Origin of the sequence: Arthrobacter sp. TWP1-1 (assembly GCF_049897845.1) — a bacterium.
In the GTDB taxonomy this organism is placed as follows: Bacteria; Actinomycetota; Actinomycetes; order Actinomycetales; family Micrococcaceae; genus Specibacter.
This window is the reverse complement of record NZ_JAFCXC010000001.1, coordinates 284,571-310,026: the sequence shown is the minus strand read 5'-3', so window position 1 is coordinate 310,026 and position 25,456 is coordinate 284,571. Positions and strand designations below refer to the sequence as shown.

General features: G+C 60.8%; 21 protein-coding genes and 1 pseudogene. 7 read left to right on the top strand and 15 right to left on the bottom strand.

Annotated features, from left to right (window positions below; genetic code table 11):
• Positions 1 to 52: 52 nt before the first annotated feature.
• Together ACP7B9_RS01515 and ACP7B9_RS01510 are read right to left on the bottom strand one after the other, a co-directional pair.
• Positions 53 to 1,177: a GuaB3 family IMP dehydrogenase-related protein gene (locus ACP7B9_RS01515; RefSeq protein ID WP_425860097.1), complete on the bottom strand. Its 1,125-nt coding sequence runs from the start codon at positions 1,175 to 1,177 to the stop codon at positions 53 to 55.
• A 45-nt stretch (positions 1,178 to 1,222) separates the two neighbouring features.
• The gene (locus ACP7B9_RS01510) at positions 1,223 to 2,290 is read right to left on the bottom strand and encodes a DUF4872 domain-containing protein (protein ID WP_425860096.1); all 1,068 of its coding nucleotides are present in this window, start codon (positions 2,288 to 2,290) and stop codon (positions 1,223 to 1,225) included.
• A gap of 61 nt (positions 2,291 to 2,351) precedes the next feature.
• Here ACP7B9_RS01510 and ACP7B9_RS01505 point away from each other — a divergent pair, with 61 nt between their 5' ends.
• Entirely contained in the window at positions 2,352 to 2,966 is a 615-nt protein-coding gene (locus ACP7B9_RS01505) for a hypothetical protein (protein ID WP_425860094.1), read from the top strand.
• 92 nt (positions 2,967 to 3,058) lie between these two features.
• On the opposite strand, the gene guaB is transcribed toward ACP7B9_RS01505, so the two are convergent.
• The 5 genes from guaB to ACP7B9_RS01480 all read right to left on the bottom strand — a co-directional run bounded on the left by guaB (position 3,059) and on the right by ACP7B9_RS01480 (position 10,266).
• Positions 3,059 to 4,570: an IMP dehydrogenase gene (gene guaB / locus ACP7B9_RS01500; RefSeq protein WP_425860092.1), complete on the bottom strand. Its 1,512-nt coding sequence runs from the start codon at positions 4,568 to 4,570 to the stop codon at positions 3,059 to 3,061.
• Between the two features lie 162 nt (positions 4,571 to 4,732).
• On the bottom strand, positions 4,733 to 6,814 hold the full coding sequence (locus ACP7B9_RS01495; protein ID WP_425860090.1) for an acyltransferase family protein: 2,082 nt from the start codon (positions 6,812 to 6,814) through the stop codon (positions 4,733 to 4,735).
• Between the two features lie 396 nt (positions 6,815 to 7,210).
• Complete coding sequence (gene groL / locus ACP7B9_RS01490; protein ID WP_425860088.1) at positions 7,211 to 8,818, bottom strand: chaperonin GroEL; 1,608 nt, start codon at positions 8,816 to 8,818, stop codon at positions 7,211 to 7,213.
• A gap of 99 nt (positions 8,819 to 8,917) precedes the next feature.
• Positions 8,918 to 9,214 carry a co-chaperone GroES gene (gene groES, locus ACP7B9_RS01485; RefSeq protein ID WP_038464523.1) on the bottom strand — a complete coding sequence of 99 codons (297 nt, stop codon included), beginning with the start codon at positions 9,212 to 9,214 and terminating at the stop codon, positions 8,918 to 8,920.
• A gap of 239 nt (positions 9,215 to 9,453) precedes the next feature.
• Positions 9,454 to 10,266 (bottom strand): ankyrin repeat domain-containing protein, encoded by an 813-nt coding sequence (locus ACP7B9_RS01480; protein WP_425860086.1) that lies wholly within the window; start codon positions 10,264 to 10,266, stop codon positions 9,454 to 9,456.
• Positions 10,267 to 10,339: 73 nt separating this feature from the next.
• Between ACP7B9_RS01480 and ACP7B9_RS01475 the strand changes: the two are divergent.
• Together ACP7B9_RS01475 and ACP7B9_RS01470 are read left to right on the top strand one after the other, a co-directional pair.
• Positions 10,340 to 11,216 (top strand): annotated as a pseudogene (locus ACP7B9_RS01475) (ABC transporter ATP-binding protein).
• Entirely contained in the window at positions 11,213 to 12,025 is an 813-nt protein-coding gene (locus tag ACP7B9_RS01470) for an ABC transporter permease (RefSeq protein WP_425860084.1), read from the top strand. Before ACP7B9_RS01475 ends, ACP7B9_RS01470 begins: the two are co-directional and overlap by 4 nt.
• 22 nt (positions 12,026 to 12,047) lie before the next feature.
• On the opposite strand, the gene ACP7B9_RS01465 is transcribed toward ACP7B9_RS01470, so the two are convergent.
• Genes ACP7B9_RS01465 through ACP7B9_RS01450 form a run of 4 tightly spaced genes read right to left on the bottom strand, consistent with a single transcriptional unit; the run spans position 12,048 to position 15,889 of the window.
• Entirely contained in the window at positions 12,048 to 12,803 is a 756-nt protein-coding gene (locus ACP7B9_RS01465) for an ABC transporter ATP-binding protein (protein WP_425860082.1), read from the bottom strand.
• The gene (locus ACP7B9_RS01460) at positions 12,800 to 13,855 is read right to left on the bottom strand and encodes an iron chelate uptake ABC transporter family permease subunit (RefSeq protein WP_425860080.1); all 1,056 of its coding nucleotides are present in this window, start codon (positions 13,853 to 13,855) and stop codon (positions 12,800 to 12,802) included. Before ACP7B9_RS01460 ends, ACP7B9_RS01465 begins: the two co-directional genes overlap by 4 nt.
• On the bottom strand, positions 13,848 to 14,852 hold the full coding sequence (locus tag ACP7B9_RS01455; RefSeq protein WP_425860078.1) for an ABC transporter permease: 1,005 nt from the start codon (positions 14,850 to 14,852) through the stop codon (positions 13,848 to 13,850). Before ACP7B9_RS01455 ends, ACP7B9_RS01460 begins: the two co-directional genes overlap by 8 nt.
• 56 nt (positions 14,853 to 14,908) lie before the next feature.
• A complete protein-coding gene (locus ACP7B9_RS01450) occupies positions 14,909 to 15,889 on the bottom strand; it encodes a siderophore ABC transporter substrate-binding protein (protein WP_425860076.1) in 981 nt (326 codons plus the stop codon).
• Positions 15,890 to 16,032: 143 nt separating this feature from the next.
• On the opposite strand from ACP7B9_RS01450, the gene ACP7B9_RS01445 reads away from it, so the two are divergent.
• Positions 16,033 to 17,247 carry a THUMP-like domain-containing protein gene (locus ACP7B9_RS01445; protein WP_425860074.1) on the top strand — a complete coding sequence of 405 codons (1,215 nt, stop codon included), beginning with the start codon at positions 16,033 to 16,035 and terminating at the stop codon, positions 17,245 to 17,247.
• Positions 17,248 to 17,356: 109 nt separating this feature from the next.
• Here the strand turns inward: ACP7B9_RS01445 and ACP7B9_RS01440 are convergent, their stop codons facing one another.
• Positions 17,357 to 18,172 (bottom strand): shikimate 5-dehydrogenase, encoded by an 816-nt coding sequence (locus ACP7B9_RS01440; protein WP_425860072.1) that lies wholly within the window; start codon positions 18,170 to 18,172, stop codon positions 17,357 to 17,359.
• Between the two features lie 98 nt (positions 18,173 to 18,270).
• Between ACP7B9_RS01440 and ACP7B9_RS01435 the strand changes: the two genes are divergently transcribed.
• On the top strand, positions 18,271 to 19,413 hold the full coding sequence (locus ACP7B9_RS01435; RefSeq protein WP_425860070.1) for a glutamate--cysteine ligase: 1,143 nt from the start codon (positions 18,271 to 18,273) through the stop codon (positions 19,411 to 19,413).
• Here the strand turns inward: ACP7B9_RS01435 and ACP7B9_RS01430 are convergent.
• Both ACP7B9_RS01430 and ACP7B9_RS01425 read right to left on the bottom strand, forming a co-directional pair.
• The gene (locus ACP7B9_RS01430; RefSeq protein WP_425860068.1) at positions 19,410 to 20,444 is read right to left on the bottom strand and encodes an NADP-dependent oxidoreductase; all 1,035 of its coding nucleotides are present in this window, start codon (positions 20,442 to 20,444) and stop codon (positions 19,410 to 19,412) included. The two genes, ACP7B9_RS01435 and ACP7B9_RS01430, sit on opposite strands and share 4 nt — an antisense overlap.
• A gap of 50 nt (positions 20,445 to 20,494) precedes the next feature.
• The gene (locus ACP7B9_RS01425) at positions 20,495 to 20,884 is read right to left on the bottom strand and encodes a DUF1304 domain-containing protein (RefSeq protein WP_425860716.1); all 390 of its coding nucleotides are present in this window, start codon (positions 20,882 to 20,884) and stop codon (positions 20,495 to 20,497) included.
• A 113-nt stretch (positions 20,885 to 20,997) separates the two neighbouring features.
• Between ACP7B9_RS01425 and ACP7B9_RS01420 the strand changes: the two genes are divergently transcribed.
• Positions 20,998 to 21,576: a TetR/AcrR family transcriptional regulator gene (locus ACP7B9_RS01420; protein ID WP_425860066.1), complete on the top strand. Its 579-nt coding sequence runs from the start codon at positions 20,998 to 21,000 to the stop codon at positions 21,574 to 21,576.
• 31 nt (positions 21,577 to 21,607) lie between these two features.
• Here the strand turns inward: ACP7B9_RS01420 and ACP7B9_RS01415 are convergent, their stop codons facing one another.
• On the bottom strand, positions 21,608 to 22,216 hold the full coding sequence (locus ACP7B9_RS01415) for a TetR/AcrR family transcriptional regulator (protein WP_425860064.1): 609 nt from the start codon (positions 22,214 to 22,216) through the stop codon (positions 21,608 to 21,610).
• Positions 22,217 to 22,384: 168 nt separating this feature from the next.
• Between ACP7B9_RS01415 and ACP7B9_RS01410 the strand changes: the two genes are divergently transcribed.
• Positions 22,385 to 25,435 carry a glycoside hydrolase family 2 TIM barrel-domain containing protein gene (locus ACP7B9_RS01410; protein ID WP_425860062.1) on the top strand — a complete coding sequence of 1,017 codons (3,051 nt, stop codon included), beginning with the start codon at positions 22,385 to 22,387 and terminating at the stop codon, positions 25,433 to 25,435.
• The last annotated feature ends 21 nt before the right edge of the window (positions 25,436 to 25,456 follow it).

Sequence of the window (25,456 nt, the reverse complement as noted above, 5' to 3'; positions counted from 1 at the left end):
ATGAAAGTGCCCCGGCCCACTAACGGGACCGGGGCACTTTCATGCGCGAAAACTATGCGGAAACGATAACGTCAATCCGCTGGAATTCCTTCAGATCTGAGTACCCGGTGGTCGCCATGGCCCGGCGCAGGGCGCCGATCAGGTTTGAGCTTCCATCGGCGCGGTGGGCCGGACCGTGCAGGACCTCTTCCAAGGTGCCCACTGTGTCCATCTTCACGCGGTGTCCGCGCGGCAGTTCGGCGTGGTGCGCTTCGGCGCCCCAGTGCCAGCCCTGGCCGGGAGCCTCGGCTGCGCGGGAGAGCGCTGCGCCGAGCATGACGGCGTCGGCACCCATGGCGATTGCCTTGACGATGTCGCCGCTGGAGCCCATGCCGCCGTCGGCAATAACGTGAACGTACCGTCCGCCGGACTCATCCATGTAGTCACGGCGGGCGGCCGCAACATCGGAGATGGCGCTGGCCATGGGTGAACGGATGCCCAGGGCGCGCTGGGTCGTGGTGGAGGCCCCGCCGCCGAAGCCCACGAGTACGCCGGCAGCACCGGTGCGCATGAGGTGCAGTGCGGAGGTGTAACCGGCCGCACCGCCAACGATGACGGGCACATCGAGCTCGTAAATGAACTGCTTGAGGTTCAAGGACTCGGTGGTCTTGGAGACATGCTCGGCCGAAACCGTGGTGCCGCGGATGACGAAGATGTCAACGCCGGCGGCAATCACCGTCTTGTAGAACTCCTGGGTGCGTCCCGGGGTCAAAGATCCGGCGACCGTCACGCCAGCGGCGCGAATCTCGGCTAGGCGGGCCGTGATGAGCTCCGCCTGGATAGGCGCACTGTAGAGCTCCTGCAGGCGGCTGGTGGTCCCGGGGTCAATGACCGAACCCTCCAGCGTGGCGATCTCATCCAGCACCGGCTGCGGGTCTTCGTAGCGAGTCCACAGACCCTCGAGGTCCAGCACACCAAGGCCGCCGAGCTTACCCAGGGCAATGGCGGTCTCAGGAGACATCACCGAATCCATGGGTGCACCGATGACGGGTGCGTCAAACTGGTACGCGTCGATCTGCCATTTCACCGACACATCTTGAGGATCGCGAGTACGCCGAGCAGGCACAATCGAAATCTCATCCAACGAATATGCGCGGCGTCCACGCTTTCCACGGCCAATCTCAATCTCATAAGTCACGCCCCCTAGCCTATCGCAGCAAGGGCCAGAGCCATTAAAGCGTCGTTACAAGGCGCCGTTCGCCGCGGATTCCAAGGCTTGCGCCGCTGCGGTTTCCAGCCGGGCGATGGCCTCCACCTGTACCGCCATGCCCTCAAAATCGGGTTCCCCTGCGTTTCCGATCAGGTCCGCGAGTGCATCCCAGGTGGCTCCCAACACCAGATACTGCCCCGCGGCCTCGTTCAACGCGGCAGCATCAACGCCGGGCACCGCCGCCGCCTCCCGCAAGAATTCCGCATACAACGGCCGCAGCGCGCCGGGACCGCTGAACCGCTTCCCGGCCAACAGGCCATGCAACATGGCCATGCCATCGAAGGAACGTTGAGGATCGCCAAAGATGCGCATCCAGCCGCGCTTGGTTTTGCCATCCGTCAGCCGCTGGGCCCACGAATCCATCCCCAAGATGCCAAAATTCTTCGCATAACCCGGCGGAATTCCGGGCGGGGCCTGCTGCGTCAACAAACCGTGCGCCGTCTCAGCCATGGCTTGGCGCAGCACCTGCGTTGTCAGCGCCGTCCCGCTGCCTTCCACCACATGCGCCTGCCAATGCTTATCCGCCTTGCGGGAGCCGCGCGCCTGCGCCAGCGCAGCCGGGCTGATCCGCGAAAGGCTCCCGCCGCCGTCGTCCATCAGATAATCGGCACCATCCCGGGCCACCACGGCAACATCGACCGAGTCAGAGTCCGCCAGCCAATCCTCCGCAACCCAGGGCAGCTTTCCGCGCACAACGCGTACGACGGCGGGTACCCCGGTATCCAGGGCGGCATCCAGTCGCGATTGGGCAAGGTTGGCGCTGCCGGTCTGCTGAATATTCACGGCGGCACCGCTGCGGCGCAGAAGGTTCTCCGTGTAGGGACCAGGGTGGAATCGTGTGACCACCGACGCCGTGGTGGTCTCCTTGTATTCAAACGTGAAGATCATGAAACCGATGCCGCCGGCCAGTCCCGCAAGCATCGCCTCGCTGAAGGGGGCGCGAGTCAAGGGATTGAGAACACCGGACGCGGCAAGGACCCGTGTCCACAGCCCCGAGTCCCAGTGCGAATAGTCGGTGCGGGCGTCATAAGGGGAAAGCATGCGTCGATTCTAGCCCGGACGGCGGCGCTTGGGCGGCGCCGCGTTTCTGTAGGCTGGGACCATGACTGAGACTGAACTGCGGATGACCGACCATGAGCTGCTGGCTTTGTTATCAATGACGCCGACGGAGTCTGCAGGAGTGACTCTTGGCCTGCTCCGGCTTGACCAGCACAGCGGCAACGAACTCCTGCAAAACGCCGGCCTCACCACGTTGATGGTACGCGGGCTGGCCGAGCCGCAGGCTGAAAAGATCGTGCCGGTGGAGAAAGCCGCCGTGGTGGGTTCGGTGCTGTCGCAAGCCCAGGAGTGGCTGGAAATCGCCTTGACCACACCCACCGGCAACCATGTGCTCTTCGCGGTGGGCTCGAACGTTGGCGCCGTATTGTTGAGCATCAGCCCTTACGGCACGCACGACATCCAGCCCATTGAGTCCGGCCCCGCCATGCTGGCGTTGGGCCTGCACCTGAGCAATGAATACCTCACGGGCGCCGCCGAAGGCCTGCCCGCCACAGCCGTTCTGCGGCGCTTACGCATTGACTCCGAGCCGGTGGTTGCCCAACTCACCGCACTGGAATCCGGCGACTGGGTGCTGCGCTCCGGTTCCGAAACCGAATTCACCGAGACCGCCCTGCCGGTCGGGGAAGCCATGGCAAAGTTCCAGGACGCACTCAGCTAAGCGTTCCTGCACCCATCAGTCCTACAACGAACGGCGGCGACCCACCTGCGAAAGGTGAGTCGCCGCCGTCGAACTTTGACGTGGAGGGTGAGCTACTTGTTGTAGTTCGGGGCTTCCACGGTCATGGTGATGTCGTGGGGGTGCGATTCCTTCAGGCCGGCAGCCGTGATGCGGACAAACTTGCCGCGGGCCTTGAGCTCAGGAATGGTGGGCGAACCAACGTAGAACATGGTCTGGCGCAGGCCGCCCACGAGCTGGTAGGCAACCGAGGCGAGCGGGCCGCGGTAAGCAACGCGACCCTCGATGCCCTCGGGGATGAGCTTGTCATCGCCGGAGACATTGGCCTGGAAGTAACGGTCCTTGGAGTAGGAGGTGTTGTTGCCACGGGTCTGCATTGCACCCAAGGAACCCATGCCGCGGTAAGCCTTGAACTGCTTGCCGTTGACGAACACGGTCTCGCCCGGGGATTCCTCTGTGCCAGCCAAAAGCGAACCGATCATGACGGTGTCGGCGCCGGCAACGAGTGCCTTGCCGATGTCGCCCGAGTACTGCAACCCGCCATCGGCGATCAACGGAACACCGGCCGGGATAGCAGCCTTGGCGGATTCGTAGATGGCGGTGATCTGCGGGACGCCAACACCTGCAACAACGCGGGTGGTGCAGATGGAGCCCGGGCCAACGCCAACCTTGATGCCGTCAGCACCGGCGTCGATCAGGGCCTGAGCGCCCTCGCGGGTAGCTGCCTGGCCGCCGATGATGTCAACGTGAGCGGCAGCCTTTTCGCTCTTCAGGCGTGCGATCATTTCCAACACGCCCTGGCTGTGACCATTGGCCGTGTCAACGAACAAGGCATCCACGCCAGCCTCAACCAGCGTCATAGCGCGCTCGTAGCCATCACCAAAGAAACCGATAGCAGCACCAACGCGCAGGCGGCCCTCGTCATCCTTGGTAGCCAAGGGGTACTGCTCGGCCTTGGCGAAGTCCTTCACGGTGATCAGGCCGCGGAGAATGCCTGCATTGTCGACGAGGGGCAGCTTCTCGATCTTGTTCTTTGCCAGCAAGTTGGAGGCGTCTTCGCGGCTGATGCCGACCTTGCCGGTGATCAGCGGCATGTGCGTCATGACGTCGCGCACCAAGCGCTGGGAGTATTCGTTTTCCGGGATGAACACGGTGTCGCGGTTGGTCACGATGCCCATGAGACGGCCATCCTTGTCCACGACCGGCAGACCGGAAACGCGGAAGCGGGCGCAGAGCTCGTCCAACTCGGCCAACGTTGCTTCGGAGCCAATGGTCACCGGGTTGGTGATCATGCCGGATTCGCTGCGCTTGACCAGGTCTACTTCTTCGGCCTGGCGCTCGATGGACAGGTTGCGGTGGACAACACCCAAACCACCCTGGCGGGCCATGGCGATGGCCATGCGGGATTCGGTCACGGTGTCCATGGCGGCCGAAAGCAGCGGCGTCTGAACCGTGATGCGCTTGGATACGCGTGAGCTGGTGTCAGCATCGGAGGGGATCACGTTGGTGTGTCCGGGAAGGAGCAGGACGTCGTCGTACGTCAGTCCAATAAAGGCGAATGGGTCATGAATTTCGGGCTGGGACACGAAGGCTCCTTGGCGGGGGTAGAACCGGTGGGTGTGTGCATCCGATGGCCGGTCCCGTCATTACGAAGCTGGCCTATGCGTTGGTTACAGTCTAAAACGAAAGCGGCCGTTGCCCTATTCCCGTTCAATAGGTCACACCGGCAGCCCTCATGCCTTGTTCAGCTAGCCACGTTTCCATCCAGTGGCAGCAAACAAGTGCTCTTCCATATCAGGGGCCATTGACTTGGCGTAGACCCCCGTCAAGTGGTTGTTGTCCATGTACACCAAGGTGTTGCCAATCACTGCATCACAGCTCCCGTCTGTGCACAAGCTGTCGGTGAGATCCAGCATGTAGGCACCCTTGATCGAGTTCAGGCTTTCTGCTGGGTTCTCCGGCGCAAGGTTGTTGTCCTTTTGGAACGAGCACGCATCGGCCCCCTGCGCGGAGACGCAGCTGGCAACGTTGGCTAGGAATCGCGGGTTGTCGCGCATACCCACCACGTCAATCCCGGCACCGGTAAAAGTCTTGACGGCGGTCTCGTAGCCGGCAACGACATTCTCACTCGGCGAATCAGGGACAGCATTCGTTGCAATGGTAAAGACGGCATCTGGCTGTTGGTCCAAAATATAGTCCTGCGCCGCAACGTTGAAATCAACGCAACTGCTTTCTCTGCCGCTGTCTTCTGCTTCATCGCCAAAGTCACAGCCGCCCAACAGAACCGAGACCAACTGCCAGTTGTTCTCCTCGGCAACGGGAATCAGTGCTCCCATCCACTGTTCAGCGTGCGAGTCGCCTACAACAACGATGGTTTTGCTTGGCGTGCCTGTGGGACTTGATTGTGTACAGGATTTTGCCAGCACGGCACCTGTAGTTGCCAGATCCCCTTCGCATTTCTTATCTAAGCTGACCCACTGCTTGTCCAAGGCCGTCAGCGCTGGCTGCATGGGCGCTGCAGGATCACCCTGTGGCACAAAACCGGGGCGAAGGGCTTCGGCACCGGGATTGTTGCTTTCTGCTTGCGCCAAGGCGGCCTGTTCTTTTGCCTGGATCTGGTGTTGCCAACCAGCCAGAGGCGCCGCCACCACGGCAATGCACACAGCGATGACCACCGCTGCTCGGCGAAGCTTGAGGTCAAACCACTTGTTCCGACGCAGGGGTATATCAATCCATCTCGTGGCAAGGTAAGCCGCCACGATGGAGACAACTATGATCGCCAGCCCAGCCTTGGGACCGGCATGGTCGCGGCCCGTCACTACCAAGACAAACACCAGCAGTGGCCAGTGGAACAAGTACAAAGCGTAGGAGCTGTTGCCCAGGCTCACCAGTGGCTTCCAACTAAGGAATCTATCCACTCCCGCCTTGCTGTCGGTGAATCCGGCGACAATGATGAACGCTGCCGAAAGCGTGGGCCACAAGGCCATATAGCCCGGAAATTGCTGGCCCACCTGCAAAATGAGACCACAGGACAGCATGCCGACGATCCCCACCCAGCCAAGCACAATTCTCGTATTTCGGCGGAGGCGAACGTAAGGCAGCACCAGGGCGAGCAATGAACCTAGGGCAAACTCCCAAAGCCTGGTCCGCGTATCAAAGTAGGCGAAGGCCTGATTGGTATGGGTGGTGATGATGGAAAAGAGCAGCGACACAACAAAGACTGCACCAAACATGCACATGAGCAATGGGCGCACCCTCAGCTTGCTTCGCCGCGCAATGAGCGCCGCCACAGCAAACACCAACGGCCAAATAATGAAGATCTGCCCTTGGATGGACAAGGACCAAAAATGCTGCAGCGGGCTGGCCAAACTGTGGTCGGTGGCGTAGTAGTCCACGGATTCAGCAGCCAGGAACCAATTTTGGTAATACAAGAGCGACGCCCAGCTTTGCCCAATAATGCTGTGCCAACGCGCCTCAGGAATGAGGAAATATGCGCCAACCAGGGTAGCTACGAGTGTGACGGCAATGAGCGGAAGAAGCCGTTTGAACAAGTGAACCCAGTATTTGAGCAGGCCCAAGGGACGGCCGCTCTCAAGCTTGCGGGTAAATTGCCCCGTGAGCAAGAAGGCTGAGATGAGCAGGAATATGTCCACGCCGCCTGAGATGCGGCCAAACCAGACGTGGTAGCTGACCACCATGAGGACAGCCAGGGCACGCAGTCCCTGAACCTCCGGAAGGAACTTCCGCTCACGCGGGGCCAGCCTGGCCGGAACCTTCGGTTCCCCATGCGGGCCGCTAGTTTTCGGTACGTTTACTAGTCCAAGCGACATTCAAAAAGCACTTTCAGTGTGGATTGCACCGCCCCCCACGGTTTGAGTCTTCCTTAACACCGTACGTCCATCAGGACAGGAGACGCGCCTTCCGTGAACCACCTCACGGCCCCGTAGCAGCGTTCCGATCAAGTGCCGGCACCACAGGAAGCGGCAGACGGCACTGCCAATTCGGCTTGTTATCCCGGCTGGTGGGCGCCTTCATATCGGTGTTCGCAGCTCCTTTCGCCGTTAACGCAGAAATGCCGCCGTTCCCGCAAAATGCCACCGGTATATCGGTGGCAAAATGCGGGAACGGCGGCATTTCTCAAACAACCGGGCCCATACACGCTGGGCCCACGCTCGCCAGGTTCCCGGGAAATCGCGTCAGCGATTTACCCGGCCGGCGAGTGGGGATTAGTGCTGGTGGCCAGCTTCGTCATCCTCGGCAGGCTTGTCCGTCACGAGAACTTCGGTGGTGAGCACCAAAGCTGCGATGGAGGCTGCGTTGCGCAGGGCTGAACGGGTAACCTTTACGGGGTCGATAACGCCGGCCGAAACCAGGTTCTCGTACTCGCCGGTTGCAGCGTTGAAGCCGAAGCCGTCTTCAAGTTCGCCAACCTTGTGGACAACAACGTAACCGTCGTGGCCAGCATTCTGGGCGATCCAACGCAGCGGCTGTGCAACAGCCTTGCGGACCAGCTCAACAGCGGTTGCTGCGTCGCCGGTCAATGCCAGAACCGCAGCGTCATCGTCGAGAGCCTTGGCGGCCTGAACCAGTGCGGAACCGCCACCGGCCACAATGCCCTCTTCCAAAGCTGCACGAGTAGCCGAAACGGCATCCTCGATGCGGTGCTTCTTTTCCTTCAGCTCGACCTCGGTGGCTGCGCCAACCTTGATCACGCCGATGCCGCCGGCCAACTTGGCCAGGCGTTCCTGCAGCTTTTCCTTGTCCCAGTCGGAGTCGGTGCGCTTGAGCTCTGCGTGCAGCTGAGCAACGCGCTCTGCAACATCCTCGGCCGTGCCAGCACCGTCAACGATGGTGGTGTTGTCCTTGGTGACGGTGATACGGCGAGCCGTACCCAGCACCTCGAGGCCAACCTGGTCCAGGGACAGGCCGATCTCAGCGGAGACAACCTGTGCGCCGGTCAGGATCGCAATGTCCTGCAGCATGGCCTTGCGGCGGTCGCCGAAGCCCGGAGCCTTGACAGCAACAACGTTCAAGGTGCCGCGCAAGCGGTTGACGATCAGCGTGGACAGAGCCTCGCCATCGACATCTTCAGCAATGATGAAGAGCGGCTTGTTAGCAGCAAGTGCCTTTTCCAGCAGCGGCAGGAATTCCTGCAGGTTGGAGATCTTGCCCTGGTTGATCAAAACCAGTGCGTCTTCCATGACAGCTTCCTGGCGTTCTGCGTCAGTGACGAAGTACGGGGACAGGTAGCCCTTGTCGAACTGCATGCCCTCGGTGAGGACCAGTTCGGTGGAGGTCGTGGAGGACTCTTCGATGGTGATGACACCATCCTTGCCGACCTTGTCGAAAGCCTCGGCGAGCAGGTCGCCGATTTCCTGGCTCTGAGCGGAGATGGCGGCAACTTCTGCAACCTGACCACCCTCAACCGGGCGGGCGTTCTCCAGCAGGCGCTTGGCAATGGCTTCAACCGAAACCTGGATGCCGCGCTTGAGCTCACCGGGAGCCGCACCTGCGGCTACGTTGCGCAGGCCTTCCTTGACCAGTGCCTGTGCCAAAACGGTGGCCGTGGTGGTGCCGTCGCCGGCAACATCGTTAGTCTTCGTGGCAACTTCCTTGGCCAGCTGAGCGCCAAGGTTTTCGTACGGGTCTTCCAGCTCCACCTCGCGGGCGATGGTTACGCCGTCGTTGGTGATAGTGGGAGCGCCCCACTTCTTATCGAGCACAACGTTGCGACCGCGCGGGCCGAGGGTGACCTTGACGGTATCGGCAAGCTTGTCGATACCGGCCTCGAGGGCCTTCCGTGCGCTGTCATTAAATGCAAGCTGCTTTGCCATGCGTGTGGTCCTTTCAAGCAAAGACCCCGCCCCCGAACCTGCTGATCTCGAACGAATCGAGGCCGCAGGAATGACCGGTGCGGGGCTTTACAAAAGTGGTTACTTAACTACGATGGCCAGTACGTCGCGGGCCGAGAGAACGAGCAGCTCTTCGCCACCGGTCTTCACTTCGGTTCCACCGTACTTGGAGTAGATAACAACGTCGCCAACAGCAACATCGATCGGGACACGGTTGCCGTTGTCATCAACGCGGCCGGGTCCAACTGCCACAACTTCGCCCTCCTGGGGCTTTTCCTTGGCAGTGTCCGGGATAACCAGACCGGAAGCGGTAGTCAGCTCTGCTTCGAGCTGGCGAACAACAATACGATCCTCAAGAGGCTTAATAGAGACCGACACTCGGACCTCCCCTTCACATGCGTAAATTCTATGGATGGCTGGCGTTCTTTTTCACCATGTTGTGCGGAGCCTCAACCGTCGTCGCGGTGCCGGTGTTGCTCCCATGGCCAAAAAGAAAAGCAAGTTAGCACCCTCAGGGCGAGAGTGCTAACTCTGACTCTAGGGAATCGATTAGCACTCGGTCAAGGCGAGTGCCAGATTTGACCCCAAAAGTACGACGTCGGCGGGCCCGGTTACGCTCACGGCGCACCGTGGGCTCCGGCGTCGAGCAGCAGCTGCGCTACGGCGCCCTGCCCCGTGGCTTGGGCATGAGCCAGCGCGGTCACTCCGTTCGAGTCGGCCAGATTGACGTTGGCTCCAGCCTCAATGAGGAGGCGAACCACTTCCTGATGGGCTGCCCCACCGGTTCCAAGGATTACCGCTTCCAACAGCCCCGTCCATCCCAGATTGTTCACGTGGTCCACAGGAACCTCGGCAGCGAGCAGGATCTTCACGGTACTGACATGCCCGTGCTCACACGCCGGAATCAAGGCGGTTCCCCCGTAACGGTTAGTGCTTTTGACGTCTGCCCCGTGCGCCAGCGTCATCAGCAGGATCTCGTCGAGGGCTTCGGCTCCGGCATAAAGGAAGGCGGAATCTTGTAAATCGTCTTGGGCATTGACATTGGCCCCGGCTTCCATCAAGGTCCTGGCGGCCGCCACTGCGTTGGATTTCGTCGCTGCCACGAGAGCCGTTCTCCCGTCTGCTCCCTTGAACTCCAGCTGGGCTCCATCGGCCAGCAGGGCCACCACCGAAGCGGAATCATTGTTCGTGGCCGCGCCAATGAGTTGGGTGTTGAGCGCCATTTGAGCTTCGGGTGCCAGTGGCGGAGCATTGGATACCAATGGCGCTGAGGACGGCACTGACGACGGCGAGGAAGGTTGCGCCGCCGAAGTGGCCACAGTTGGCACTGGCGTTCCGTCGTCTGCTGGCTTACTCGTCTGGCAGCTGGTTAACACTACTGACGCGGCCAACAGGAACGCCAGCTTCAAGCCAAGATGCGAATTGATCATGCCGCACAGCCTAGCGCGTCATATTGTGCCTAAACATCTGTGGAGTCTTCACCAAAGATGTCAGGATGAAGCTATGACAACGAGCCCTGTGCAGGTGCGCGACCTCCAAAAATCCTATGGCAGTTTCCAGGCCGTGGACGTCATCAGCTTCGACATCGATGAGGGCGAGACCTTTGCCTTGCTCGGCCCCAACGGTGCTGGCAAGAGCACCACGATAGAAATCTTGGAAGGCTACCGCGACAAAACAAGCGGCGACGTTCGCGTATTGGGCGTGGACCCAGCACGCGGCGGGCTGGACTGGAAGTCGCAACTGGGCATTGTTTTGCAATCCACCGGTGAGAGCGGCAATGTCAGCGTCGTGGAGCAGCTGACTCACTTCGCCGCCTACTATCCTCATCCACGCAACGTCGCCGACGTCATCGAGGCGGTGGGCCTGGGCAGCAAAGCAAAGACTCGCATCAGCAAATTATCCGGGGGGTCAGCGCCGACGGGTTGATGTGGCGTTAGGAATCATTGGCAGGCCCAAGCTCTTATTCTTGGACGAACCCACCACCGGCTTCGATCCAGAAGCCCGGCGACAATTTTGGGGCTTGATCAACCAGCTCAAGGCCGAAGGCACCACCATTTTGCTCACCACCCATTACTTGGATGAGGCGGCGACGTTGGCGGATCGGGCGGGTGTCATTGTGGGTGGCAAACTCGTGGACATCGGCCCCATCGACGCTATTGGCGGGGCAAGCGCAAAGGTGCCACTGGTGCGGTGGCGGCAGGACGGCGTCGTACGCAGTGAACGCACCACCGAACCGGCAGCCCTCGCTTCGCGGCTGTACGCCGAAGCAGGAGGTGAGGTAGATGGTTTGGAAATCACCCGGCCCAGCCTCGAGGACATTTATCTAGACATGGTGGCCAACCATTCAGCCGCACTCAAGACTGCTGAGGAAAACGCATGAGAACACTGCAACTGGGCACCTCACGGATCGGCTACGAGCTCAAGGTGTACTTCCGGCAGGGCGATACCGTGTTCTTCACGTTCTTGTTCCCCATCATGATGTTGTCCATTTTTGCCGTAGCTTTCAGCACCAGCGGCAACATCGGCACGGCCCCCGATGGCAGCGGCGGCATCACGGTGGCGTCGTTCTATGTGCCAGGCATGGTGGCCGCTGGCATGTTGCTCAGTGGTGTGCAAAACCTCGCGGTGGACATCGCGGCAGAAAAGGGTGACGGCACGCTCAAACGTCTCGGCGGCACTCCCCTGCCGGTGTTTTCCTATTTCATGGGCAAGATCGGCATGGTCCTGCTCAGTTCGGTGTTGCAGGTGGCCCTACTGCTACTCGTGGCACGGCTTGCCTTCAACGTGGAGCTGCCCAGCGAACCTAGTAAGTGGCTGACTTTTGCTTGGGTATTTCTCTTTGGTGTCATCACCAGTTGTGTCTTGGGTATTGCTCTCTCGGCGCTGCCCCGCACGGGCAAGTCGGCCACGGCGGTGATCATCCCGCTGGTTCTGGTGCTGCAGTTCATCTCGGGCGTGTACCTGAACTTCTCACAACTGCCGGGCTGGCTACAGAACGTTGCCAGCATTTTCCCGCTGAAATGGATGGCTCAAGGCATGCGCAGCGTGTTCCTGCCTGCCTCTTTCGAAGTCGCCGAACCCTCGGGCGGGTGGGATTTGGGTCTTGTGGCGTTGGTACTTGGAGTATGGCTGGTATTGGGGCTCGCACTGTGCAAGATGACGTTCAAATGGATCCGTAAGGACTCGTAGCTCCCCGGCTGCCTGCGAGCGCTTAGTAGTAAACCGCCAGCGGACCACGAGGTCCATCGATGACTGTCACGGGAGTGTCAAAGACCTTGCTGAGGACGTCGTCGGTCATGATTTGTGCCGGGGTCCCAAACTCGATGACCTTGCCATCCTTCACGGCGCAGATGTGGTCCGCGTAGTGCCCGGCGAAGTTAATGTCATGCAGGACAATCACAATGGTGCGGCCCAGCTCCCGCGCGGCCCGGTGCAACAGCTGCATCATCTGCGCGGAGTGCTTCATGTCGAGGTTGTTGAGTGGTTCATCCAGCAGGACGTGATCGGTCTCCTGCGCCAGCACCATGGCAACATAGGCTCGCTGGCGCTGCCCTCCGGAGAGTTGGTCAAGGTAGCGATTCTCCAACTCGTTGAGGTTGAGGAAATCGATGGAGCGGCTGATGACCTCTTCATCGTCCGCGGTCAGCCTCCCCTTGGAGTGGGGAAACCGGCCGAAGCCAACCAGTTGACGCACGGTGAGGCGTGCAACGAAGTGGTTCTCCTGGCGCAGGATCGCCACAATCTTGGCCAGGTCCTTGGACGAGGTGCTGGAAACGTCATACCCAGCGATGTCAATGACGCCGGCATCCAGCCCCAGCAGGCGTCCAATCATGGTCAAAAGTGTCGATTTTCCTGCCCCGTTGGGGCCAACCAGAGCCGTGATGCCACCGGAGGGAATCTGCAAGGTCACCGGACCAATGGCAACCTCGTTACTGTAGCTTTTTGAAACATCGGTCAGCGTGATCACAGTCGACCCTTTCGGAGAATGAAGAACAAGAAGAGCGTTCCGCCCACGGCCTCGATGATGATGGAGACCACGCCCTGAGCGTAGAAGACGTTTTTCATGACGAAGTAGGCCCCAGAGAGAACTACGAACCCCACCAGGACGGCTACGGGGAAAACGTATTTGTGATCGTAGGTATCAGCCAGCTGATAAGCCAACGTGGCCACGAGGAAGCCGAGGAACGTCATGGGGCCAACAAGCGCCGTCGAGGTTGCCATGAGAATGGAAACAAGAAACAGCACCCGCATCACTTCGAAGCGGTGGTTCAGCCCCAAGTTGGTGCTTGTGTCCGCACCCAGGGCAATGATGTTCAGCCGCTTGGCGTTCAGTAGCAGCAGCGTTCCTGCAGCCAGGCACAGCGGGATGGCGATGGGCAGGTAGCCTGGATCGGCATTGGAGACTGATCCGAAGAGCCTTGCCGTGAGGATGTCAAAGTTGCCGGGGCTCAACAACCTCTGCATGAACACCGAGATGGAGCCCAGCCCGCCACCAATCACGATGCCAACGAGCAGCATGATTTGCAGGTTCCCATACCTGCCCGACAGCAACCAGCCGTAGAGCGCCATGGACAGGCCCACCATGACCACGATCTGCAGGATGAATTGCGGGACACCGGCCATCATGACCACGCCCGCCGCGCCCATGAAGAACACGGCACACGTTTGCACGGCGACGAACAAGGATTCAAAGCCCATGATCGACGGCGTGATGATGCGGTTGTTGGTGGCTGTCTGAAAGCTGACGGTCGCCATGGCCTGGCAAATTGCCACTATCGCCATGACAACAATGCTCGTGGCCCGAAGCTCGGCGATCCGCCAGAAGCCCGGGGTGCCTACCGGCATGGGGTTGTCCCAGGCAAGCAGTCCGAAGCCAAAGCCGGTGGCCAGGACAATCAAGATGCCCAGTACGATCCAGTAGCGCTTCCGCACTCCTGCCGTGGGCAAGGGGCCGGACTTCCGGCCGGCATGATGCCGGCTCAACGATGGTGCGGTGGTGCGTGGGAGCGTTTCAACCATGTCGACGCTGCTTCAGTAGGAGTGAAATGAAGACCACGGCACCAACCACGCCAAGGATCAAGGACACGGGAACCTCAAAAGGCATGATGATGGTGCGTCCCACCAGATCACAGACCGTCACGGTGGCGATGCCCAGAAGGCATACCCATGGCAGGTTTCCGCGGAGGTCATCACCGCGGAACATCGAGACGATGTTCGGCACAATCAACCCCAGGAAGGGCAGATTGCCCACAACCACTGTGACAATACCGGTAGCGACGGCGATGAGCCCGGTTCCCAGCAGCATGATCTGGTTGTAATTCAGGCCGACGTTCGTGGCCACCTCTTCGCCCAGACCGGCAACCGTGAATCTGTCGGCAACATAAAACACGGCCACACCGACCAGGGCCACAATCCAGAGCACTTCATACTGTCCGCGCAGAACGGAGGTGAAGCTGCCGGTGAACCAGATGCCAAGGCTCTGGAGCATGTCTGTCTGCAAGGCGATGAACGTAGAAATGGCGCCCACCACGGCACCGAGCATGATGCCCACAATGGGCACTGTCAGTGATGCTTTGAGTGAGACGCGGCGCAGGAACAGGAAGAAGATCATGGTGCCGATGAAAGCAGCAAGGACCGCTCCACACATCTTGATAAGTATGCTGGCGCCGGGGTTGATGATCATGACCGTCAACAGGCCCAACCCGGCCCACTCGGTGGTGCCCGTGGTGGTTGGTTCAACAAAGCGGTTCTGCGTCAGCAGCTGCATGACCAAGCCGGACATCGCCATGGCCGCACCCGCTAGGACCAGGGCCATAGTGCGCGGAATACGGGTCACGGCGAACATCTCCCCGCCATCTTGGCCGCCGAAGATGTCGTAGACACCGGTAAACAGGGAAACCACCAGCAAGGCAGCCACAATGGCGATACCTATGAGCAGGCTGGGTTCAAAAAGCCTGCCCTTGCCGCGAGCAGTCGTGGGCGTCACAAGTGTTGCGGGAGCGGGCCTGGTGGTCATGATGCAGCAGTCCTTTCAGAACGTGCTTGGAAACAGCGCTGCGGAACGCTAATTAACTACTTGCCTTCGAGTGCATCGGCGAAGGTGTTGAGGAATTCGGTGTAGGTCTGGATACCTTCATTGGTGTAGGTATCGGCAGGCATGTAAACAATGTTTCCGGACTTGGTGGCCGTGACATTCTTCAGGGCCGCGGACGTCTCCAGGACTTCGTTGGCGGGCTTGTAGTCGGCGTCCTCAGCTGAAACGGCTGCGTCGCGGTCCATGACCAGCATCCAGGACGGGTTGGACTTGGCGATGGCCTCGACCGAGATGTCATCACCCTTGTGGTCGGTGCTGGACTTATCTACGGCCAGGGCCGGGGTCAGTTCGAGGAAATCAAACAGTGGGCCGAGGGTGCGTCCCGTGCTGGGCGCCGAGTAGTTGATCTTGCCGCCGGAGGCGATGAGGCCCATGACGGTGTCTTCCTTGTTGTAGGCACCCTTGACGCGGGCAACGGCGGCGTCGAAGTCGGCGTTAAGCTTTGTGGCCTCAGCCTGCTTGCTGAAGACCTCGCCCAGGACCGTAATCTGGCGCTTAAGTTCGACGTCGAACGGCTCACCATCACGCGGGTCAAGTGCCAACACGGTGGCGTTGGGTGCCAGCTTGACGAAGTCATCCTGGTACTGGGTGAAGCGCTGTCCATTGACAATGACGTCCGGGTCCACGGCCACAATGGCTTCCAGATCCGGTTCGTTGTGGCTGCCCAGGTCAACGATGGATGTGTCGCTCTTGTATGGGCTGGACGCGGGCATCAGGGCCACGGCGGCTGCACTGAGCTTGATACCCCAGGCGCCGAGCGTCTCGAAGGTTCGATTGTCAGTGGCGACGACAGATTTCAACGGGGTGTTGATGGTGTGAGTCCCGTTGTTATCCTCAACGGTCACCGTTGCGGCCGCTGCGTTTTCGGCATTCGTGGGAGCGCCGGACTGTGTTCCGCAGGCGGTCAGGGCAAGTACGGCGGCGGTGGCGGCGAACGTCATCAGGCGCGTCTTCAACATCAATTTTCTCCAGAGGTAGATTAGCTTAGGCAATCCTTACGCAGTCCTTTGAAGCTATTACACACGCCAATAATTGCGCAAATTATTTGTAACGTATTTAACGTGACTCTTATCACTCTCGCTGTGGCGGCTAGGCTTTAGCTATGCCAATCGATGCGATTTCCCCTCTGCTCACCGTCGAAGGCTGGGAGCTGTTGTCCTCCCTGGGCCCGTACAGCGAGGCCGATTCCCTCAAGCTCAACGAGTCCCTGCGTAAAGCGGGCCACTCCCCCGAGCTGGTTGCCGCTGCCCTGACACAGGCCCGGCTGCGCGCAAAGGCTGAGGTTAAGTTTGGCGAGTTTGCACGCCAGATGCTGTTTACCCAGGCGGGGCTTGAGCAGGCCACCCGGTTGAGCATTGCAGCTCTCCACGCCCAAAGATTTACGACGGCGAACATCACCTCCGTGGCGGATCTGGGCTGCGGCCTCGGGGCAGATTCACTGGCGATGGCCAGCCTAGATATCGACGTCACCGCCGTGGAGATGGACGAGATCACCGCAGCCTGCACCACCGTGAACCTGATGCCCTTCCCTAACGCCAAGGTGCTTTGTGCCAAGGCCGAGGAGGTGGACCTCGCCGGCATCGAAGGCATATGGCTGGATCCGGCGCGGCGCACCACCAGCACCTCGGGCACCACCCGCCTCTTTGACCCGGAGGCGTTCTCCCCGCCGCTGTCCTTTGTGGAATCACTGGCGGATCAGGGTTTGGCCGTTGGTGTGAAAATGGGCCCCGGCATCCCCCATGACGCTGTTCCGGCAACCGCTGAGGCCCAATGGATTTCCATTGATGGCGACGTGGTTGAAGCCGGCCTGTACTTCAACCAGCTGGCCCGGCCAGGCATCCGGCGCTCCGCGCTGGTGATCGGCCGGCACGGTACCTCAGAGCTGACAAGTGCCGAATCGTTTGATCCGCTTCACCAAAACGCCGAGATTGGCCCCGTGGGCAACTACCTTTACGAGCCCGACGGCGCCGTCATCCGGGCGGGTCTGGTGGCGGACCTGGCCCGGACCATGGGCGCCCACCTGCTGGATGAACACATCGCTTACCTATCCTGCGATGAACCCGTGGCCACGCCATTTGCCCGTTGTTACAAGGTTCTCGAGGTCAAACCCTTCAACGTCAAGGCGCTCAAGGGCTGGGTTAAGGCGAACCGGATCGGCGTGCTGGATATCAAGAAGCGCGGCATTTCCGTCACGCCGGAGGAGCTCCGGCGCCAGTTGCTGACAGGGTCAGGCAAGGGCCCCAACAAGGCAACGCTGATCCTGACGCGCATTGGCGAGGACCGCGTGGCCGTGGTGGTCGAACCGCACGGCGCCTGACCCTACCTACCTACCTACGCTCCTGCACTTGTGGGGCGTTTTCCCCCGACGCTCCTGCACTTAATGTGAAGGAGCGTTGCCCAAAAACGACCCGCAAGTGAGCGAGCGTCTATTGGGCGCGGGAGAACTCCGAGGCTTCGAGCACCAACTCGGGGCTGGGGCGCACTCCGGTGTAGAGCACAAATTGCTCCTCGGCCTGAATGGCGATGACCTCGGCGCCGGTGATGAGCTGCTTGCCTGCGGCGCGTCCAGCCTTAACCAGAGGCGTTTCGGCGGGCAGCGCCACGACGTCAAACACAATCTGTGCGGCCGCGATCGTTTCATCGTCGAATGACTGAACAGATTCATCGGCGCCCGTCATGCCCAGCGGCGTGACGTTGATCAGCATTCCGGCGGTAGCGTCGCCCACTTCGGGCAGCCACGCGAAGTTATAGAGCGCGGCAAGTGCCCGGCCACGCTCTTCGTTGCGGGCCACAATCGTGACGTGGGCGAATCCGGCGTCGAACATTGCGGCGGCGACGGCCTTAGCCATACCGCCGGAACCACGCAAGAGGACTGTCGTGGCCGGATCCACGTCATTGACGGTCAAGAGGCGTGCGATGGCGAGGTAATCGGTGTTGTAGGCGGTGAGTACGCCGTCATTGTTGACGATGGTGTTGACCGAATCGATGGCCGAGGCGGAGGCATCCATGACGTCAATAAGTTCGATCACGTCCTCCTTGTACGGCATGGAGACGGCCGCGCCGCGAATGCCAAGGCCGCGGATTCCGGCAACGGCCTGGGCCAAATCGACCGGAGCGAATGCCTTGTAGACGTAGTTCAGCCCAAGCGCGTCGTAAAGATAATTGTGGAACCGCGTGCCGATGTTACTGGGCCGCGCGGCCAGTGAGATGCACAATGTCATGTCTTTATTCAGGATAGGCATGCATCCATTGTGCCTGAGATCCTGAACTACAATCAGAGAGCAGTCGGCACTTTTGCCGAATAGCTGTCACAACTTCGCATTGCCAAGGAGGCGCCGCAGTGAAGATTGATTTCGCAAAGTCCGAGCAATCTACGCTCGGTTTGGAATGGGAAATAGCGCTCGTTGACAAGGAATCGGGTGAATTGGCAGCCCGCGCCAATGATGTTTTTGCCAACATCACCGCGGCCCACCCCGACGTCATGGAAGACGGCGAACACCCCCATATCAAGGGTGAAATGCTCCAGAACACTGTGGAGTTGGTCACCGGAGTCAACCACACAGTATCCGAAGGCACCGAAGATCTTCGCCGCAGCCTGAACATTTTGCGCGCCGCCAGCGAACCGCTTGGACTGGATCTGCTGTGCGCAGGAACCCACCCGTTCAGCAATTCGCGCACCCAGGTGGTGACCGACAAGGAACGCTACGCCAAGCTCGTTGACAGGACCCAATGGTGGGGCAGCCAGATGCTCATTTACGGCGTTCACGTCCACGTCGGTTTGGACCATGTTTCCAAGGCCATGCCGGTCCTTGACGGATTGGTCAACTACTTCCCGCACTTCCAGGCGCTCTCGGCGTCCTCACCCTATTGGAATGGTGAGGACACCGGCTACGCGTCTCAGCGAGCGCTCATGTTCCAGCAGCTCCCCACGGCAGGGCTGCCGTTCCAGTTCCCGAACTGGGCTGCCTACGAATCCTATGTGCAGGACATGTTCACCACGGGTGTCATCGATGCAACCAATGAGATCCGTTGGGATATCCGCCCAGTGGCGGGCCTTGGCACCATCGAAATGCGCATCTGCGACGGCATGTCCACACTGGAGGAGATTGGTGCCGTTGCGGCGCTGACCCAGTGCCTGGTTGAAGATTTTTCAAATACCCTGAACGACGGCGGCACCATCCCCACGATGCCGCCGTGGCACATCCAAGAAAACAAGTGGCGGGCGGCCCGCTACGGCATGGAAGCCATCATCATTCTGGATGCCGCAGGCAAGGAACAGCTCGTCACCGAGAACACGCTCGAGCTGCTGAACAAGCTTGAACCTGTTGCCGCCAAGCTAGGTTGCTCGGACGAGCTGGCCAGCGTTGAAGCGATCATCAACAAAGGTGCCAGCTACCAGCGGCAACGCGCCGTGGCAGCCAGCAACAATGGTGACCTTCGCGCCGTCGTCCGGAATCTTGTGACGGAGATGGCGAGCAACTAGGCGTTCGCGGCGACCGGAATGGCCGTGCGAACCACCATTTTTCCGGTGTTGGCTCCGCGCATCATGTCCAGCAAGGCATCAACGGCATGGTCAATTCCGTCAACTACCGTCTCGTCGTAGGCGATCTTGCCCTCGGTGAACCAGCCGGTCATGTGCTGGTTGAATTCCGCGGCCATGTCCAGGTGGCTGCCCAGGGTGAAACCCCTCAGGTTCAGGCCGCGGGTGATCATGTTGACCATGTTGTCCGGACCTGACTTTCGGTCCGTGGTGTTGTAGCCAGCGATGGCCCCGCACAACGCGGCCCGGCCACCCGGGTTGAAGACGTCGAGAGCGGCTTCCAGGTGATCCCCACCCACGTTGTCGAAGAACACGTCGATGCCTTCCGGTGCCGCTGCGGCCAGCAACTCACGCACGGAACCGGACTTGTAATTGAAGGCTGCGTCGTAGCCGTACTTTTCCGTCAGGAGCGCGACCTTCTCGTCACTTCCTGCCGAACCAATGACGCGGCCCGCGCCCAGCAGGCGGGCAATCTGACCAGCAGCGGTACCCACGGCACCGGCAGCCCCCGAGATGAAGACGGTGTCCCCAGCCTTCATGTTGGCGATCGCGGTCAGGCCAACATAGCCGGTGAACCCAGTCATGCCGAGGATTCCCAGATAAAGCGAAAGCGGAACCCCGGGCAACTCGGGAACGATCTTAAACCCGGCAGCATCTTCCTGAACCACATCGCGCCAGCCAAACTGGTGGAGCACCACGGAGCCCACCGGAATCTGCTCACTGGCAGATTCGACCACGCGGCCGATCGCGCCACCGGTCATGGTCTCGCCCAAGGCAAAGGGCGCCGAGTAGCTCTTGGCTGCGCTCATCCGGCCACGCATATAGGGATCAACGGAAACGTACTCATTGACCACACGGACTTCTCCGGGAGCAAGCGAGGCAAGCTCCACCTTGACAGTGGTGAAGTCCGCAGCGGTGGGCCAGCCGATGGGGCGGGAAGTGAGTTGGATTTGGGTGCTGACTGAGTTGGTCATGATCTGAGCTTTCTGTTGAATTCTGTTGAAGGAGATGGAGAGGGCTTGTTTTAGAGAGACAGGCCGAGAGCAAGGGACAGAAGTCCCAGGAGGGGAGGAACAAGTTGCTTTAGGGCGGCCGAAGCCTTGCTAGGGCTGGAGCAAAGCAGCACCGCGCCGGCGGCGACCATGGAACCTGCTCCGACAAAAATCAGCGTGGCGCCGACGGTGGTGTTTCCTGCGGCGAAAACGACGATGCCAATCATGACTGCAAGGGCTAGGAACAAGTTGTAGAACCCTTGGTTGAAGGCCAAAGCTTTCGTAACCTCGGCTTCTTCTAGACTGGCAATTCCAAAGGTGGCGCGGCTGCGATCCCCGGTCCAGGCGATCGATTCCATGTAGAAGATATAGACGTGAATGAGCGCCGCAATGCCTGCGAACACGAGACCGGTGATAACCACGATGGATGACTCCTCAAGGGGGCGCTGGTTCGGGGAACCATCACCCATGGTTTATTATGTATTGACTAGTCCACTATATATTGAACCGATCAATCCACAAAATGAGGGGCCCGATGGGACGTACACAAGCCTTCGATACCCAGGAGGCCGTCCGCGCTGCGCGGACGGTATTTTGGGAGCACGGCTACGAGGACGCCTCACTGCCTGACCTTGAGCGCGCCACCGGACTGAGCCGCTCAAGCATCTATCACGCCTTCGGCAACAAGCGGGGGCTTTTTGATGCTGCACTGGCGAGCTACCTCGGGGAAATTATCCGCCCACGATTGCTGCCGCTGAACGCCCCGGAAGTTGAGCCCGGCGCCATCGTCGACTATTTCATTGGGCTGCGGGACGCACTAGCCCGTCGCGGCACCTTGCCCTCCAACAACGGCTGCCTGCTCCTGAACGTTGCCGGTTCACCCATCTCCAACGAAGAAGCGGTCAGCCTCACCATTGCCGGCTATCGGCAGGAACTGAGCGCGTCATTGCTTCGCGGAATCGCCGCGCACCGCCCCGAAATGGCGAGCGCCGCCCATCAGCAGCTAGCCACGGTTCTCAGTTCGCTGGTCGTGGCAGCCATGACCCTTGCCCGGGTCGACAACCCGCAGTCATTGGCCACCCTGGACACGGCACTGATCCTGCTGGGCGACTGACGCCTCGTCTTGCGCCTTGGTAATTCCCCTGTCATTCAGGGAGGATCAGCAATTGCAGGTAGTCACGCAGGCAACCGGCCATATCGACGCTCGTGGGATCCAGCAGCCACTGCGTTTGAATGCCGTCCCACAGTGCAATGAGGCTCGCCGCGGCCCGCTGTGGGTCCACTCCAACACGCAACTTGCCTTCGTCCGCGAGCGCAGAAAATGAACGCAGATAACTGAGCCGCAGCCGCTCATACCGCTGCGTGAAGTACTCGCGCCCAGGATGATCGTCAGTGACAGATTCGGCACACAGGACCGTATAGAGCTCAATGACGCCCGGCACGGTCTCATTGAAGCGGGCTTGCCGGATGACAGCGTCGACGAGAGTTTCCTCCGGATCACGGGTCGCGCCGTCGCCCGTGACGGTGTCACGCAAATTCAGCACTGCCAACAGCATGTCCCTCTTGGAAGGGAAATAGTGCAGCAGGCTTGTCTGGCTCATTCCCACTTTGTCCGCCACATCCTGAAGGGAGCCACCGCGGTAGCCGTGGGCGGCAAACACCTCGTGGGCGGCGGCAACAATGCTCTCCCTGCGCTCCTTGGATTTGGCGTAAGGACCGCGCGGTGCCCTCATTCGAGCCTCATTGGTGGTCATGACTAGCGAGCCTACATGAGTTACGTGGCGCATTATTTTAAATTCGAGTGGTCACTCGGGATTTGTGCTATCGTCCTAAATCAGCCCTTAGGGTGAGGTGGAGCACACGCCACACTGCCCATGACGACAATTACTGGGCGGCGGCCTCCCATAAGGATCGGTTAAACAATGTCTTCTTCCTACATCACAGACCAGGGCCCCGGCTCGGGCCTCCGCGTTCCTGCCCGGTCATGGTTGAACAGCGATGCCCCGTCGCTCTCTCTTAATGGGGATTGGCGTTTCCGCCTGCTGCCCGCGGCTCCCGGAACCCCTGGCGCCGGATCCATCCTTCCCGCCGGCGAAGCCACGGAAGGCGTTGGCTCCGAATCCTTCGACGATTCCGAATGGGACACCCTGGCTGTCCCCTCACATTGGGTCCTGGCGGAAGACGGCAAATACGGCCGGCCCATCTATACCAACGTGCAATACCCGTTCCCGATCGATCCGCCCTTCGTGCCTGACGCCAACCCCACAGGCGATTACCGCCGCAGCTTTGACGTCCCGGATACCTGGTTTAAAAGTACGACGGCGGCACTCACCTTGCGCTTCGACGGCGTCGAGTCTCGTTACAAGGTGTGGGTGAACGGGACGGAAATTGGGGTTGGCTCCGGCAGCCGGCTCGCCCAGGAGTTCGATGTCACCGAGGCCCTGCGTCCGGGCAGCAATGTCCTGGCTGTCAGGGTGCACCAGTGGTCTGCCGCAAGTTACCTCGAGGATCAGGACCAGTGGTGGCTGCCCGGCATCTTCCGTGATGTCGCGCTGCAGGCTCGCCCGGCCGGAGGACTCACGGATGTGTGGCTGCGGACAGGGTGGAACGCGACGGCGGGCACCATCAATCCCGAAATCACTGCCGATGCGGCCGCATTCCCTGTAACGCTGACCGTCCCGGAGCTGGGTATCAACGTCATCTGGAATTCCGCAGCCGAGGTTGCTCCGCTTGTAGCGGAGAAGGCCGAGCCCTGGTCCGCCGAGGTCCCCCGACTCTACGAAGCAACCGTGGCCAGCGCGGCGGAAAGCATCTCGCTCCGCTTGGGCTTCCGCACGGTGGAGACCGTGGGCGACCAGTTCCTGGTCAATGGCCGCCGGGTGGTGTTCCATGGCGTCAACCGCCACGAGACGAACCCAGATCGCGGCCGCGTCTTTGACGAGGCCAGTGCCCGCGAAGACCTGGCCCTCATGAAGCGGTTCAACGTCAACGCCATCCGTACCAGTCACTACCCTCCCCACCCGCGGCTGCTCGATTTGGCTGACGAGATGGGCTTCTGGGTCATCTTGGAATGCGATCTGGAGACTCACGGCTTCCACGCCCTTGACTGGGTGGGCAACCCGAGCGACGATCCGGCCTGGCGCGATGCCTTCGTTGACCGCATGGAACGCACAGTGGAGCGCGACAAGAACCACGCCTCCATCGTCATGTGGTCCTTGGGAAATGAGTCCGGAACGGGTGCAAACCTGGCCGCCATGGCCGCGTGGACGCATGCCCGCGACACGTCCCGCCCGGTGCACTACGAGGGCGATTACACCGGCGCTTACACGGATGTGTACTCGCGCATGTACTCCTCCATTCCGGAAACCGATTCCATTGGTCGGGATGATTCCCATGCGCTGCTCCTTGGCTGCAACGCCATCGAATCGGCGCGCCAGCGCACCCGCCCGTTCATCCTGTGCGAGTACGTTCATGCCATGGGCAATGGCCCCGGTGCCATGGACCAGTACGAGGCACTGGTGGATAAGTACCCGCGCCTGCACGGCGGTTTTGTCTGGGAGTGGCGCGATCACGGCATCCGCACGCGCACCGCTGATGGAACGGAGTTCTTTGCCTATGGTGGCGATTTTGGCGAGGTGATCCACGACGGAAACTTCGTCATGGACGGCATGGTCCTCTCCGATTCCACACCTACTCCCGGCCTGTATGAGTACAAGCAGATCGTCTCCCCGATCCGGCTCGCGTTGGCCCTGAACGCCGAGGGGAACGCGAGTCTCACGGTAGCCAATCTGCGGCACACAGCTGACGCGTCCGACGTCGTGCTTCGCTGGCGTGTGGAGCACAACGGCACCCTTGCCGCCTCGGGCGAGCTGGCCGCGGATGGCACTTCCGGTCCGTTGCAGCCTGGCGAATCAGCCACCTTGGCACTGCCGCCCGTCGCAGCTGCTGCGGCCGGTGAGACCTGGCTGAGCGTTGTGGCCGTGCTGCGCGAGGCAACGAGCTGGGCGCCTGCGGGGCACTCCCTGGCCGAAACTCAGCTGGATCTCTCGGCGCCGCACGCCGCTCCCCGCGCACCCCGCCCGGCCTCACCCGTCGATGGCGCGGCACCGCTCGAACTTGGTCCTGCCATGTTCGACGGCGGATCCCTCGTTTCGCTGGCGGGCTTGCCTGTGGCGGGTCCCCGGCTCGAGCTGTGGCGGGCCCCCACGGACAATGACAAGGGTAACGGTTTTGGGGTTTATGGCCCGGAAGATCCGTGGCTCAACAGCGGCCGGGGCGTCCCGGCGCCGTCGTCGGAGACCGTGTGGAAGCAGGCCGGACTTGACCGCCTGACCCGCCGTGTTGAGGACGTTGCCGCCCTGCCGAACGGGCTGCGGGTGCGCACGCGCTATGCCGCTGCCGACAGCGGCAACTCCGTTGCTGTGGAGGAAAACTGGCAGCTCGCTGGCGAGGATCTGTGGCTGCGCATCGGCATCGCCCCCAGTGCGGGCTGGGACCTGGTGTTCCCGCGGATCGGCGTGCGGTTAGACCTGCCCACCGACATTGACGGGGCATCATGGTTCGGCGCTGGCCCGCGGGAATCCTACCCTGACAGCTTGCGTTCGGCAGTTGTGGGAGCGCACAGCGGATCCATTGATGAACTCAATGTCAGCTACGCGCGCCCTCAGGAAACCGGGCACCACAGCGATGTTCGGTGGTTGGAGCTGGCCCGAGAAGGAGCGCCGTGGCTTCGCGTTGAGGCCGATCCCGACGCGCTGGGACGGCGTCCCGGGTTCACGCTGACGCGGAACACGGCCCAGGAAATCGCCAACTCCGGGCACCCGCACGAGCTTCCGGCATCAGAAAATAACTACCTCTACCTTGATGCCGCCCAGCATGGTCTGGGTTCGCGGGCCTGCGGTCCTGATGTGTGGCCGGAATTCGCGTTGCGTCCGGAGGCAAGGACGCTGCTCCTGCGTTTCTCCGCCCTCTAACTCACAAATAACCCACCGCCC